The sequence below is a fragment of the Acinetobacter sp. 'aerobic (ED)' genome (assembly GCF_904886855.1).
In the GTDB taxonomy this organism is placed as follows: domain Bacteria; phylum Pseudomonadota; class Gammaproteobacteria; order Pseudomonadales; family Moraxellaceae; genus Acinetobacter; species Acinetobacter courvalinii.
Genome location: NZ_CAJHGI010000003.1, coordinates 61,948 through 75,106, shown reverse-complemented (window position 1 = coordinate 75,106; position 13,159 = coordinate 61,948). Strand labels below are relative to the sequence as shown.

The window sequence follows — 13,159 nt, the reverse complement described above, 5'->3', positions numbered from 1 at the left end:
TTTCGTTACTAGGTGCAACTCCTGTCGTACCTCACGTCCTGATGCCTGAACTTATCATTTTTGTTTTATGTTCTGGAACTTCCTGTTCCTGATGAGTTCATATTAGGCAATTCAGCTTGGGTTGAAAATGGGACATTTCCTCTAATCAGTGTAAGCAAAAACGTACATCGCCATGCGCTCATCTCATTTATAAAATTGGTCATGACATCAAACATGATGCGAAGATTTACCTAGTCTCCTGATAAATCAGTCTGCTGTGAGATCGGCTGTATGCCCATATAATGGTCATAGCTCTGCACCAGTACACAAATCAGTACTGCAGCAATCAAGGTCACAATCTTGTTTTTCATCGTCATTTTCAGCCACCTGAATCAAGAACCTATAAAAAAGATATAAGATTTCTTTCATCTCATCTAATATAGAAAAAGCAGGCACTGATCTAATTTTGAGATATGTGGACATTAAAACAATTCAATTATCTAATCACGATTGTCGAAACCGGTGGCTTTATTGCTGCTTCGGAGAAGCTGTTTATCGCCCAATCAGCACTGAGCAGGCAAATTAAAAATTTAGAAGAAGAATTAGGCTTTGAGGTTTTCGACCGCTCTGAAAAGAAGATAAAACTTACGGTTGCAGGTGAAGCACTATATAAAAGTTTAAAAACCAATCTTGATCATTTAAAAAGTTCCATTGTCAGTGCCCAAAGTATCAGTCGGGGTGAAGGCCGAATTATTAAAATTGCCCATTCCAGCAGTATCGTACTGGATCAGAACAAACTGGAAGTCTTTGAGCAGCTGTGTGACACCCATAATATTGATATTGAAATGAATACTTTATCCTCTGAATTACAGCTCGAATATTTATTAGATGGCAGTATTGATCTGGGTTTTATCCGGCCACCGATTTATCACAATTTAGATGAGGTCAATTCGATTAGCTTATACACTGCCCCATTATATGTGGCCGCCCATATTGCCGATCCGATTTTAAGTGAAAAAGAAAATATTTCGATACGTGAATTAGCAGCATTGAATTTTGTTTCTGTACCGCATAAAGCGCGTGGTGGCCTAAGCTATCTAGCTGCCAACTTATGTCTGGTCAATGGTTTTTCTCCGAAAAGAACCCGAATTTATTCAAGGAAAAGGTCTCAACTGGAACTGGTCGCCAATGGCTTTGGCATTTGTATTGTGCCTGAAGAATTTAAAGTGATTCTGCCGAGTAATGTCAGGCTTATTCCAATTCAGGACGAGAATACACTCAGTGAAGTGAAACTGATCTGGAAAAAGGATGAAGACCTGCTGATTGACCGCTGTGCCGCCTCAATTCATGCGTATTACAATGCCAAGCCAATCAATTAAACAGCACTCTAAAAAAATAAAATGAAAAAAGCCCGACATCCTGTCGGGCTTTTTCGTATTCCTTTCACTAGATACAACTCCTGTCATATCTCACATCCTGATGCCTGAACTTATCATTTTTGTTTTATGTTCTGGAACTTCCTGTTCCTGATGAGTTCATATTAGGCAATTTAGGTTGGGTTGAACATGGGACATTGACCTTGATTGATGTAAGTAAAAGCGTACAGGTTTGGGTTAAAGTCCATCAAAGTTAAATAAACTTTATTTCCTTTTAAAAAGATAAAAACAACTGGATATTAAGAATGCAGCCTGAAAAGTAATGCATATCAGCACTGAATAATTAGCACACTGCGTAATTGAGTCATAAATAATTTCTTTATAAGATACGGTTTCGATCATATTTAATAGAATCAATTCTAAAACAAGTAGTAGAAATGTCATAGCTACATAAAAGCATTTGTTTTTTATGAAGATTAAAATTATTGAAAAAATAATAGATACTACACCGCACGCCGCTAACATTGATGGATCATTAGCGGAAACCCCATTTAATTCTTTAAAATAGGTAATAGTTCCTATAGCGATATATTCATTGATACATAAATCTTGACCAAATTTATCAATCGTATACCCACCTATACCTGACAGGAATAAAAACACTATAGCTACATATCTCATCATAAGTTATGGACTCAATTTTAATGATAGATCAAATTTCCAAGTTTCAACTTGTCTTTCAGAATCTGCACGACATGTCCCTTCACATCCATCAGGTATTGTAATAACACACCATACAGAGCTAATTTTACGGCGTCATGCTCTTTCCATGAGCGGGCAAAGACGATCTTTTCTAACTATGCTTAGGAATTCTTCTCCTTTATCCCACTGTCTCAGGCCTTTTCACCGCGAATAATAAAAAAACTCGCCCAAGTTCACCATATGAAAGACTCACGATTCAGTTTCAGGTTAATTTTTTAGAATAATCAAATTGATTGTTAGAGTGCTGTAATCACAAAACTGTACATCAAAAAATCAAAATCAGTTTTTGATAAAACCCGTCTAATCTTATTTGAATTACGCTATATCATTGGATTTTAATAATTGATTTCAAAATAATGTCACTCTCTGTTCTTATAAGCATGTTTATTTTTTCACTTACAATGTCCATTTCACCAGGACCAATCAATATTACAATTCTTTCAACCAGCTTAATGCATGGATTTCGAAAAACACTACCCTTTATTTCAGGAGCAACGCTTGGCTTTACCTTGTTATTAATATTTTTAGGCTTTGGATTTAGCCAAATTCTTAGCCATTATCCTATTTTTTTCAAAATACTAGAATGTGCAGGTGCATTATTTATTTTTTATATGGGGCAAAAAATTATACTTTCTAAACCAGAGATTGAGCTTGTAAATAATATATCTGTTGCCAGTTTTACAGAGGGATTCCTCTTACAATGGCTCAATCCTAAAGCATGGATTGCATGTCTCTCGGGCATCTCCTTATTCACCTCACCCATCAGTTATTTTCCTCTTGTTCTGTTTATTCTTATTTATTTCGTTACTTGCTATCTCTGTTTCATTATTTGGGGTGTATCAGGGCATAAACTCGCAAAAATATTAACCAACTCATATCAGCTCAGGCTCCTGAATATGTTGATGGGCGGATCTTTAATCATACTATCCATCTTTATGCTGATCCAACTATTGGGGAATTAAATGATTGATAAATTCGCTCAATTAAAGCATGGGCAATACCATTAATTGGTATATTCGCAGGCCAAACTGCATACACACTCAAGGGTTCAAGTATCCAATCCGGTAGCACTCTTACAATATTTTGCTGATCAAGATCAGCTTGAATTAATTCATCAGGAGGTGCTGCCAGTCCTGCATTTAATTTTGCCAGCCGATAAGCAGCATCAACATTATTCACATAAATATGAGGCTGGTATGAGATTACGACCTCTTCTCCTGTATGTCGATGCCGTAATATTCGTTTATTTTTTCTCATACTCAAACCCAGCCATTTCATATTGATCAGCTGTTTTGGATGAGTAATGGGCGGATACTGACGTAAAAAATCCGGGGTCGCAACAATACTTCGGGCTAAGGGAAACAGATAACGAGCTTTAAATGAACTATCTGCAAGCTCACCAATTCGAAAAGCAATATCCACATTTTCAGCAATCAAATCTGTTCTGCTATCATCACAAGTAATGTGTACAGTTAAGTCCTTATATGCCTCAAAAAATGTGGTAATACATTGCATAAACTCGCTATGGATAAAAACTGCTGGGATGGAGATATGCAATTGTGTCTTTCTAAGAATAGAACGTTGTTTAAAGTCTGAAATACCTGTCTCATAGGTTTCCAGCATACCTTTGGCCGTTTCTAAAAGTTTTTGTCCATCATGTGTTAAGGTCATTTTTCGTGTATTACGATAAAATAAGGCACACTCCAAATTTTTCTCTAACTTGGCGAGATGCATACTCACCGTTGCCGTCGACAGGCCTAGTGCTTTGGCTCCTTTGGAAATTGAACCAAATTCAGCAATTTTTGCGAAAATAATTAAATATCTTATATCTTCAATCATATTATTTAATCTAGAGCACATAAAACATAATAAAAATCAAAACTCATTCTTAATCTTGGAATTGCTTTTATAACTTAAGTAAAAATTTAAGCTGGCTAGCCCTGCTGCAAAAAACAATACAGTATGAAAACCGTAATATTGATTAAGGGCTGGTCTAGTAAGTAATTACCTAATATTGTTGCCGAAGTTAAAATCCCTAAAAATTCAAAAAAAGAAAATTGAGGTATTAAGTCTTTCATCATTATTCACCCTTTATTTTAAATTATCTAAGCTTATTTCTAGTGGTACAAAATATATAAGATATTGCATATAAATAAAAAGCCCCAGTTTTGGGGCTTTTTTACAATTTTATCAATTAAACCGAATGACCTAAACGCTCACCCATCACCACTGTCGAGTTGGCTTTAAACTGCTCTTCCCAAATCATTTTATCTTTCTCAAATAAAATCACAGCAGTTGAGCCAAGATAGAAACGACCTAATTCCGCGCCTTTATCCAATGGCATTTGATGATGCTGTAACTCGACACGGCCTGTCGGTTTGACCTTACCTGTCGCAACGGTTTCAATTCCAGCAACAATCATTGCACCCACTAGAACCACTGCCATACGACCAAGTTCGGTATCGAATAAGCAGACCATACGCTCATTACGTGCAAACAAGCCCGGTACATTTTCAGCCGTGGTTTGGTTAACCGAGAATAATTCACCTGGAATATATAAAGTTTCGGTCAATGTGCCTGCCAAAGGCATATGCACACGGTGATAATCTTTAGGTGACAAATAGACGGTCGCAAACTGCCCTTCATGAAAAGGTTTGGCTAACTGCGGATCACCAATCAACTTTTCCACTGAAAAGCTTTGACCTTTGGCCTGAAAAATATCACCCGCTTCAATTTTACCAAGCTGTGAAATCGCACCATCTGCAGGACAAACAATACTATCTGCCTGTTCATCAATGCCACGAATACCCTCTTTTAACGCACGGGTAAAAAATTCATTGAATGATTTATAGTGTTGCGCATTGCTTTGTTCAGCAATGCTCATATCAATTCCGTATTTGGCTTTAAATGCCTGAATAACAGCAGTTTTTACCAAAAGATTTTCACTTGCGGCAACCTTGCCAATCACACGGCTGAGTTGATGTTGCGGCACAAGATTTTGTGCTTTGATAAATAATTGTTTTTTTAAATCTGCTGCAAAACTCACAACGGCGACTCTCCTGAAATAATAGGACTATCGAGGCGATTGCCCCACTCACTCCACGCACCATCATAGGCTTTGACTGGCCAGTTAAGCAACCTTGCCAGAATATACGCCAAGCCAGAACGATGGTGAGACTGACAGTACACCACCACAGGTTGTTGTAAATTAAAGCCTAATTGTTCTAAACGTTGTTGTGTGCGTTCAAGCGGGTGTAATTTTAGATGATTTTCACGGTTTAGGGCAGTACTCCATTCAAAATGCAGTGCATTTGGGATGTGACCGCCGCGTCGCGCAGCCAGACGCAAGCCTGTATATTCATCATTACTACGGCAATCCCACAGCTGAATATTCTGTTCTTCAACTTGATTGAGTAATTCCTGATATTCGACCCGATATTGCTGGACGGTGGCTAAATCAATCGGTAACAGATCCGCAACGGGTTTCACTGGATCAACTTCAGCCGTCGTCGGTAATCCAGCACCCAGCCAACCATGAATGCCACCATTAATTAGACTGGTATGTTGAAAACCCAGACAATGTAAATTCCAGATTAATCGCCCAGCCCAAGCACCGCCTTCATCGTCATATACCACCACGTGATGTTGCGGTGAAATATTCAATTTCTCGATGAGCGCCTGTAGCCCTTCTAAGTCCGGCAATATCCCATTGGCTTGTTCTTGTTGTGCGACCAGATATTTAGGCTGCAAATGGATCGCATGAGGAATATGCAGTTGTTCATACACCGATGCCCGGCTTAAATCGACAATACGAATTCGCTCATGTCCTAAATAGGGCACGAGTTGTTCAGGTTCAATCAGTAAACCCAGTTTAAAATCTACGTCAGTCATTGTTATGCTGTTTTGTCATCCGCCTTATACGTAATTTTAGCATAGACGACTTTTTATCTTTGTCTGATTTTTTGCATTCATTTAGCAGAAAAGAAGATATAGAGAAGTTAAATAATTGAATTTTCACTACAGAGTCTTACTGTGTTCTCATCCTATTTCGGGATAAGCCTTCGGCTCGACCTACTTTTGTTTCGACAAAAGTAGGCAAAACCATTGTCATCCACAAAACCTGTTCACTTCTTTCATCTATTTAACTGTATCGCAAAAAAGGCGTCTTGCTTATATCACGCAGGTTGTGGATGACGTTTACGCGTATCGAATTAAAGTTTTAAAGTCTTACTTGTTTCTTCAATATCAAACACCTGACGCAAATACGCCAAGAAGGTATCATTATCGGTCATGGTCTTACCCGGGCTATCTGAAATTTTCGCCACGGATTGACGATTACACTCCACCAATTTCAACACAATATTTAAAGGCTTCTGCCCCATATCATTGGTTAAATTGGTGCCAATCCCAAAACTCACCTGAAAACGGTCTTTAAAATATTGATGCAATAACCAGGCTTTTTCCAAATTCAGACCATCACTAAAGGTCAGCATCTTGGTCTTGGTATCAATCTTGAGTTTACGATAATGCTCAGCCGCCTTATCTCCCCACTCATACGGGTCACCACTGTCATGACGTAAACCATCAAACAGCTTGGCAAAATACAAATCAAAATCGCGTAAGAATGCATCCATGCCGACTACATCGGTCAGGGCAATCCCGAGATCACCCCGATATTCTTGTACCCAAGCTTCTAAAGCAGCCTTCTGGAAATTACGCAAACGTACATCAAGCGCCTGAAAAGCCTGCAGGAATTCATGTGCCATGGTTCCAATCGGGCTAATTCCTAACTGTTTCGCTAACAGCACATTACTGGTACCACGAAACACCTTGGGTGCGGCAGCATGAAACGCTTGCACCACATGCTTTTGCCATTCAAAGCTATAGCGACGACGTGTCCCGAAATCAGACACTAAAAAGGGAGGATCATTCTGTTGTTGTTCTTGGGCATAGTGTTGCAGTTGTACCAGTTTTTGCTGTAAACGACGTTCGCCTTCTGCCAAAACCTCATCACTGCGGATACGGCGGAAATACAGTTCATTGACAATCGCTAGCACAAAGATCTCAAACATCATCGCCTGAACCATAGGCCCTTCAATCCGAATATCCAGTCGACCCGCCTCGTCAATACTGGCCTGAATAAAGCGACGTTTAAGCTGGAACAGTTCCAGATAGTCAACAAAATCACTTTTAATAAAACGTAATGAGCGCAGATATTGCAGCTCGTCTTCGGCAAAACGCAATTCACATAACCAGTCTAACTGCTGATTCAGCTCATCCAGAATCTCAACCAGTGGATAAACCGTATCTTCCAGATTTCGACAACGGAATAAATACACACTGTGCGTTTGTGGGAACTGATGTAACACCACCTGCAACATGGTGAATTTATATAAGTCGGTATCAAGTAAAGATTGAATAATGGGTGTAGACATGACTGACTAGGATCTATTCTCGTTCAAGCATTAAAGCATACTTTTGCACAGAAATGAGTCTGTCGATTGCAATGCATGATTTTTCACGAGAATAAAAGTTTAGTAATTATTTGAATTCAAAGTGTTGGCTTAATGAAGTATTCGTTTTATTTCGATGGCTGGATATCTTTTAAACGCTGCTGCTGTCCAAACTGTAGCGCAAACTGTTCTGCAGTAAGTTGACCCGTTGTGGCGGCATTGATATCACAGTCGACCTGACGCAACTGCTTGGCGATACTCCACTCTGCTTTCACGATTGCAGCCATCAGTGCGGTATGTCCGCGCTTGTCCCGGAGACACCGGTTGGCCCCTTGTTGCAGCAACAGTTTGACGGCATCTTTCTGACCATAGTAACTCGCCATCATTAAAGCGCTATATCCAGATTGATCCTGTACATCAATCGGAAAGCCGTGCTTTAAAAATTCGTGTAGCACTTCGGTATTTCCTACTTTGGCCGCAGAAAAGAACAGCTCGATCACTTCATCTGATCCGTTGACTGTGGCAGATGGCGTACCCGCATAGGCTGAGACCGATATAGCGCTACCGAGTATGCTGATCGCAAATAATGCAGCTCGTACATGAATCATCACAACATCCTGAAAATCTAAATAAGGAGTGCCTGTAACACTCGCCCTAGGTGCAGGAAAGGCTATTGAGGTTACAGGACTTTCTGGGGGTAACATTCAGGCACCTGTTACCACATCAACAAAAGCGTTTACTGGTCTTTCAACTGCGCTGCTTTGGCTTGCGCATTTTTAAGGTTTACACCCACCGCTTTGGCCAGACGCGTCCCATAATCGGCATCGGCCTTATAGAAGTAAGACACCATAATGGTTTTGGTTTCTACATCTTTGACTTGACCCAGATCCGCTGCCAGATTACGAATCAGGTCATTCTTTTCAACCGCCGAATAACTGCGGTAAAGCTCACCCGCCTGTTTAAATGGCTGCTGTTTCTGAATCGCCTGTTGCATAACCGTGCCTTCGAGTGGGGTAGCAACTGCACGCGCAATCTCGGTTGATGGCTTCGGTTCAATCGTACTTGGCTCATAATTGACATGAGACTCGGTTTGTCCCATGTTCATTGCCCCTTCCTGATTGTTGTTGTTTACCGCAACACGAGGACGGTTCACTGGAATTTGCTGATGGTTGGCCCCTAAACGGTACATCTGGGTATCTGAATACGAGAAGATACGGCCTTGCAGTAAACGGTCTTCCGATGGCTCGATGCCCGGAATCAGGTTACCGGGTGCAAAAGCAGACTGTTCGGTTTCCTGGAAGAAGTTCTTCGGCATCCGGTTTAGGGTCAAGGTCCCGACTTTCATTTCAGGTACTAAAGACTCAGGCCAGATTTTGGTCGCATCTAATGGATTGAAATCAAATTTATCCAGATCTTTTGGATCAAGTACCTGAATGTACAAGTCCCATTTCGGGTAGTTTCCGGCATAGACATTTTTATACAGATCATTGGTTAGATGATTCCAGTCGCGGCCTTGTACCTCTTTCACCTGATCCAGATTCAGACCTTTTAGGCCCTGTTTCGAACGCCAGTTAAATTTGACGTATTTATACTCGCCTTTGGCGTTATAAAGTTTAAAGGCATGCACACCAAAACCATCCAGCGTACGGTAACTTTCCGGTGTCCCGAGGTTGGAATAGACATAGGTCAACATATTGATTGACCACGGCTGGCTTTTTAAGAAATCAAAAATTCGGTTCGGGTCCTGCACATTGGTCACCGGATCGGGCTTCATCGCATGGACAAAATCAGGAAACTTGATCGCATCACGGATAAAGAATACCGGCAAGTTATTGCCCACCAGATCCCAGTTGCCTTGCTGGGTATAAAACTTGACGGCAAAGCCATGTGGATCACGTGCCGTTTCTGGTGAACCTTTCGGATGAATCACGGTAGAAAAACGAACAAAAACAGGTGTGGTGGTACCCGCTTTAAACATAGACGCGACGGTTAAATCCGACAAATCTTTTGTTGCAACGAAATCACCGTATACGCCTGTACCACGTGCATGAACCACACGCTCAGGAATACGTTCACGGCCAAAACGCTGTAATTTTTGAATCAGCTGCACATCTTGCAACAAAGTTGCACCATTCGCGCCAGCTGTGGTTGAGTTCTGGTTATCACCGACAGGCGCACCATTGTCTTTTGTTAAAGGAGCAGCATACGCGGTGCCTAACATTGCTGCCATTATTGTGAATAAAAACGTTCGCTTAAACATACTGTTAAATCCAAAATCAAATACCTTTCCTGCACGGGGACTATACAAACAATTTAACAATAGATAAAAAAGATAATTTTAATAAAACAAATCGAAAAATAAGATCAAGCATTGCGGAGCCTTTTCTTGGGTCACGCTGTAACCGTATTAAATCTGCTAGACTGCGCAACTGACTGAATATTTAATCTTTAATTTTATGCGCGCATTAATTCAACGCGTCCTCGAAGCCAAAGTGGTCGTTGAGGGCGAAACGACAGGTGAGATTCAACAGGGCTTACTGGTGTTCTTGGGACTGGGCAAGGAAGATACCTTAGAAAAAGGCCAGAAGCTGATTGACAAGATTCTGAAATACCGGATTTTTGATGATGAGCAAGGCAGGATGGGCTGGAATGTCGGTCAGGCCAATGGCGGGATTTTATTGGTCTCTCAATTTACCTTGATGGCTCAAACCCAGAAAGGCTTACGTCCAGACTTTGGCCCAGCCATGCCGCCAGCCCAAGCCAAGGCATTGTATGAGCAGTTGGTGGAATATACCCGTCAACAATTCAGTCATGTGCAAACCGGAATTTTTGCAGCAGATATGAAAGTTCATTTAATCAATGACGGACCAGTGACCTTTAATCTGGAAGTTGAATAATTTAAAGATATAAAAAAACTCCCGAAATGGGAGTTTTTTTTAGGGCATTTTATTTGCCTGTTTTTTCTTTAATAAATGCCCTTGCTTGACGGATTTTTTCTTTTACCGGTTTTGGCACTTTAGGTGGAATCAGTTTTGCGGCCTGGTTAAACCATACCAATAAGCTGAAGTCCCCTTCCATTTTAATGCTGCCATCCTGCATACCAGTCATAAATGCAGTCGGGTCGCCTTTCAACAAGGTTTTTACACCTTGCTCACTTGAAGCAAACTGCAAAATAAAATCGGCCTGTTCCGGTTGACCAGCGACCGTATCAATTTTGCCACGATTCACAATAATCTGGCGGGCAAAGCCGGCATCTGTACCGATCTGGATACGGAACTCACGGTCATGAACCAATTCAATAAACTTTGGGCTAGTGCGTGCCAATTGCTTCATACGTAACGCTAAACCTGCCACCAACAAATCCAATGGATCCGTGCTGACATCAACGATCGGTAACTTAACCACAGGTAAAGAAGAAAGCTTCATGACAATTATGCCTACAGTATTATGATGAAATTTAAGACAACAGTATCCTAGCATAATTGTCCAGTTGTCTGTAAAAGCTTTGTTGCAGAAAATTAATACAAAAAAGGCATGCTGAGCATGCCTTTGATGTTGTTCATATTATTATAATTTATCTGCTAGAACATTGTTGCTGGTCATCCTTATAAACCGGGGTATGTTCAATATACTGACGATTCGCCAGTTGTTTTTGTGCCTGTTTATCTTCACGTAACAGAATAAATGTAACCATAATCATCGCAAGGCTCAAGGCGGTGAGATAGCTATAGGCGACGGACATCTCGAATATGGTTTGCGCACCAAAGCGTACCACTTCTAACAGTCCCCAGCACAGCATACCTGCCAACATAAAACCTAACCAACGACGATAAGGAGAAAAGAAAACAGCAATAATTGCGACAGCGATTAAGCCAAATCCAACCAACATGGTGAAATTCGCTGCTTCCATAGAAACCTCCGTCTTAAAAAGGATGGTCTGTCATTGTGTCCAGACCTCTATATTGTTCTGTAATCTCAAACAGTACTTGGTGTTGCATTAACGTCTGTATGCATTATGGAGGGTTTTTTTTAGAAAAAAAGAGCCTGAAATTAACCTTACGACATAAGCTGTCGCAATATGCTTTTGTCATTACATTTTTTAAAATTACAAAAGTCCCAAATCTCCATATAGCATCAATTGCGGCGTGTCATTACAAAAAACTATCGATGTTTTAAGGCTTAAAAAAACTTTTTTCAGAAATTTTTTATCGTTGTTTTTCTATACATTTAGACATAAATATGACGGAATCATGACGTGTTAAAAATGAATAAGGCCGCTTAAAAAGCGGCCCTATTTTCACACCCCAAATTGCTGTTTTAAGCGCGATTCAGGTCTTTATCATGCATACCCAACAAGTACAAAACACCATCTAAACCCACACTGGAAATGGCTTGATTGGCATTTTGACGAACTAAAGGTTTGGCACGGAAGGCCACCCCGAGACCGGCAATCGAGAGCATTGGTAAATCATTGGCACCATCGCCCACCGCCATGGCCTGTTCCAAAGAAATCCCCATTTTCTCTGCCAGCTGGCGAAGCAGTTCAGCCTTGCGCGCACCATCGACAATGGCACCTTTGACCTCACCTGTCACCACGCCATTTTCAACATCGAGAATATTGGCATGCACTTCATCAATTCCTAATTTTGCTTGCAGGTATTCAGCAAAATACTGGAACCCACCCGATAAAATCGCAGTCTTGTATCCTAAGGCTTTCAGGGTTGAAATCAGGCGCTCCGCCCCTTCAGTCACGGTTAGACGTTCTGCAATTTTAGGTAAAACTGAAGCATCCAGACCTTTGAGTAGAGCAACACGGGCACGGAAACTTTGCTGGAAATCCAGCTCACCCAGCATGGCACGCTCGGTAATTTCCGCCACCTTGGCACCTACACCCGCCTCAAGTGCCAGTTCATCAATCACTTCTTGCTCAATCAGGGTAGAGTCCATATCGAAGCAGACCAGACGGCGATTACGGCGATAGGCATTATCTTCCTGTACCGCCACGTCAATATTCAACTCACCTGACAAGCTCAGGCAGGCTGCACGCATGGCTTGTGCATCGAGCATCTGCCCACTCAGTCCAAACTGAACACAGGCCCGACGTGGGAAAGGACTCTCGGTATCCAGTTCCAGACGTCCAGACAAGCGCGTGACCGTTTCAATATTAAAACCCTGACTGGACACGATTTTTGTCACCGCCTGCAAATGCGCAGCGGTAAGTTCCGGAGCCAGTGCGGTCACGATATAACGGGTTCGTCCGCCTTCACTCACCCATTGATCATATTCTGCGTTGGAGATTGGTTTAAATCGCACTGTTAGGCCAATATCATGTGCTAAAATCAGGATCTCTTTCATTGCCAATGCAGTAGCAGTCTCATTATCCGATGCAACAACGATCCCGAGGGTCAGTTGATTGTGGATAACGGCCTGACCTACATCAAGTATTTGCAAAGAATGTACGGATAGTACCTGCATTAATCGAGTAAACTGATTCGGTTGATCGGGTCCTAGAAAGGATATAAGAATGATTTCTCGCATGAATTGACTCGTGGTTGAGCGACAACTATTGTATGTAAGAATCATAACATA

The 13,159-nt window shown here is 41.2% G+C and carries 14 protein-coding genes; 3 read left to right on the top strand and 11 right to left on the bottom strand.

Annotated features, from left to right (window positions below):
• Positions 1-230: 230 nt before the first annotated feature.
• Positions 231-356 (bottom strand): hypothetical protein, encoded by a 126-nt coding sequence (locus tag JO943_RS18615; RefSeq protein ID WP_005228023.1) that lies wholly within the window; start codon positions 354-356, stop codon positions 231-233.
• Positions 357-452: 96 nt separating this feature from the next.
• Here JO943_RS18615 and JO943_RS06465 point away from each other — a divergent pair, with 96 nt between their 5' ends.
• Entirely contained in the window at positions 453-1,358 is a 906-nt protein-coding gene (locus tag JO943_RS06465; protein ID WP_202740329.1) for a LysR family transcriptional regulator, read from the top strand.
• Positions 1,359-1,619: 261 nt separating this feature from the next.
• On the opposite strand, the gene JO943_RS06460 is transcribed toward JO943_RS06465, so the two are convergent.
• Positions 1,620-2,039 carry a hypothetical protein gene (locus JO943_RS06460; protein WP_202740328.1) on the bottom strand — a complete coding sequence of 140 codons (420 nt, stop codon included), beginning with the start codon at positions 2,037-2,039 and terminating at the stop codon, positions 1,620-1,622.
• 434 nt (positions 2,040-2,473) lie between these two features.
• Between JO943_RS06460 and JO943_RS06455 the strand changes: the two genes are divergently transcribed.
• Positions 2,474-3,079 (top strand): LysE family translocator, encoded by a 606-nt coding sequence (locus JO943_RS06455; protein WP_199949165.1) that lies wholly within the window; start codon positions 2,474-2,476, stop codon positions 3,077-3,079.
• Here JO943_RS06455 and JO943_RS06450 read toward each other — a convergent pair.
• The 6 genes from JO943_RS06450 to JO943_RS06425 form a co-directional block, all read right to left on the bottom strand.
• On the bottom strand, positions 3,051-3,956 hold the full coding sequence (locus JO943_RS06450) for a LysR family transcriptional regulator (protein ID WP_199949166.1): 906 nt from the start codon (positions 3,954-3,956) through the stop codon (positions 3,051-3,053). The genes JO943_RS06455 and JO943_RS06450 overlap by 29 nt on opposite strands.
• 355 nt (positions 3,957-4,311) lie before the next feature.
• Positions 4,312-5,163 (bottom strand): archaetidylserine decarboxylase, encoded by an 852-nt coding sequence (gene asd / locus JO943_RS06445; protein ID WP_202740327.1) that lies wholly within the window; start codon positions 5,161-5,163, stop codon positions 4,312-4,314.
• On the bottom strand, positions 5,160-6,008 hold the full coding sequence (locus JO943_RS06440; RefSeq protein WP_032873364.1) for a sulfurtransferase: 849 nt from the start codon (positions 6,006-6,008) through the stop codon (positions 5,160-5,162). Before JO943_RS06440 ends, asd begins: the two co-directional genes overlap by 4 nt.
• A gap of 320 nt (positions 6,009-6,328) precedes the next feature.
• Entirely contained in the window at positions 6,329-7,552 is a 1,224-nt protein-coding gene (gene pncB / locus JO943_RS06435; RefSeq protein WP_009508829.1) for a nicotinate phosphoribosyltransferase, read from the bottom strand.
• A gap of 146 nt (positions 7,553-7,698) precedes the next feature.
• Positions 7,699-8,178: an ankyrin repeat domain-containing protein gene (locus JO943_RS06430; RefSeq protein ID WP_202740326.1), complete on the bottom strand. Its 480-nt coding sequence runs from the start codon at positions 8,176-8,178 to the stop codon at positions 7,699-7,701.
• 128 nt (positions 8,179-8,306) lie between these two features.
• Positions 8,307-9,830: a catalase gene (locus tag JO943_RS06425; RefSeq protein WP_202740325.1), complete on the bottom strand. Its 1,524-nt coding sequence runs from the start codon at positions 9,828-9,830 to the stop codon at positions 8,307-8,309.
• Between the two features lie 196 nt (positions 9,831-10,026).
• Between JO943_RS06425 and dtd the strand changes: the two genes are divergently transcribed.
• Positions 10,027-10,467, top strand: coding sequence for a D-aminoacyl-tRNA deacylase (gene dtd, locus JO943_RS06420; protein ID WP_202740324.1), 441 nt, complete (start codon positions 10,027-10,029; stop codon positions 10,465-10,467).
• Between the two features lie 49 nt (positions 10,468-10,516).
• On the opposite strand, the gene JO943_RS06415 is transcribed toward dtd, so the two are convergent.
• The 3 genes from JO943_RS06415 to serB form a co-directional block, all read right to left on the bottom strand.
• Positions 10,517-10,996, bottom strand: coding sequence for a hypothetical protein (locus tag JO943_RS06415; protein ID WP_005228046.1), 480 nt, complete (start codon positions 10,994-10,996; stop codon positions 10,517-10,519).
• 148 nt (positions 10,997-11,144) lie between these two features.
• Complete coding sequence (gene aciT, locus JO943_RS06410) at positions 11,145-11,480, bottom strand: ciprofloxacin tolerance protein AciT (protein WP_005228048.1); 336 nt, start codon at positions 11,478-11,480, stop codon at positions 11,145-11,147.
• A gap of 407 nt (positions 11,481-11,887) precedes the next feature.
• Positions 11,888-13,108 carry a phosphoserine phosphatase SerB gene (gene serB / locus JO943_RS06405; RefSeq protein WP_005228049.1) on the bottom strand — a complete coding sequence of 407 codons (1,221 nt, stop codon included), beginning with the start codon at positions 13,106-13,108 and terminating at the stop codon, positions 11,888-11,890.
• Positions 13,109-13,159 lie beyond the last annotated feature (51 nt).

What these genes read in the sequence shown, in the direction of transcription:
- JO943_RS18615 (WP_005228023.1), bottom strand. Translation starts at nt 356, where the DNA reads ATGACGATGAAAAACAAGATTGTGACCTTGATTGCTGCAGTACTGATT.
- JO943_RS06465 (WP_202740329.1), top strand. Translation starts at nt 453, where the DNA reads ATGTGGACATTAAAACAATTCAATTATCTAATCACGATTGTCGAAACC.
- JO943_RS06460 (WP_202740328.1), bottom strand. Translation starts at nt 2,039, where the DNA reads ATGATGAGATATGTAGCTATAGTGTTTTTATTCCTGTCAGGTATAGGT.
- JO943_RS06455 (WP_199949165.1), top strand. Translation starts at nt 2,474, where the DNA reads ATGTCACTCTCTGTTCTTATAAGCATGTTTATTTTTTCACTTACAATG.
- JO943_RS06450 (WP_199949166.1), bottom strand. Translation starts at nt 3,956, where the DNA reads ATGATTGAAGATATAAGATATTTAATTATTTTCGCAAAAATTGCTGAA.
- JO943_RS06440 (WP_032873364.1), bottom strand. Translation starts at nt 6,008, where the DNA reads ATGACTGACGTAGATTTTAAACTGGGTTTACTGATTGAACCTGAACAA.
- pncB (WP_009508829.1), bottom strand. Translation starts at nt 7,552, where the DNA reads ATGTCTACACCCATTATTCAATCTTTACTTGATACCGACTTATATAAA.
- JO943_RS06430 (WP_202740326.1), bottom strand. Translation starts at nt 8,178, where the DNA reads ATGATTCATGTACGAGCTGCATTATTTGCGATCAGCATACTCGGTAGC.
- JO943_RS06425 (WP_202740325.1), bottom strand. Translation starts at nt 9,830, where the DNA reads ATGTTTAAGCGAACGTTTTTATTCACAATAATGGCAGCAATGTTAGGC.
- dtd (WP_202740324.1), top strand. Translation starts at nt 10,027, where the DNA reads ATGCGCGCATTAATTCAACGCGTCCTCGAAGCCAAAGTGGTCGTTGAG.
- JO943_RS06415 (WP_005228046.1), bottom strand. Translation starts at nt 10,996, where the DNA reads ATGAAGCTTTCTTCTTTACCTGTGGTTAAGTTACCGATCGTTGATGTC.
- aciT (WP_005228048.1), bottom strand. Translation starts at nt 11,480, where the DNA reads ATGGAAGCAGCGAATTTCACCATGTTGGTTGGATTTGGCTTAATCGCT.
- serB (WP_005228049.1), bottom strand. Translation starts at nt 13,108, where the DNA reads ATGCGAGAAATCATTCTTATATCCTTTCTAGGACCCGATCAACCGAAT.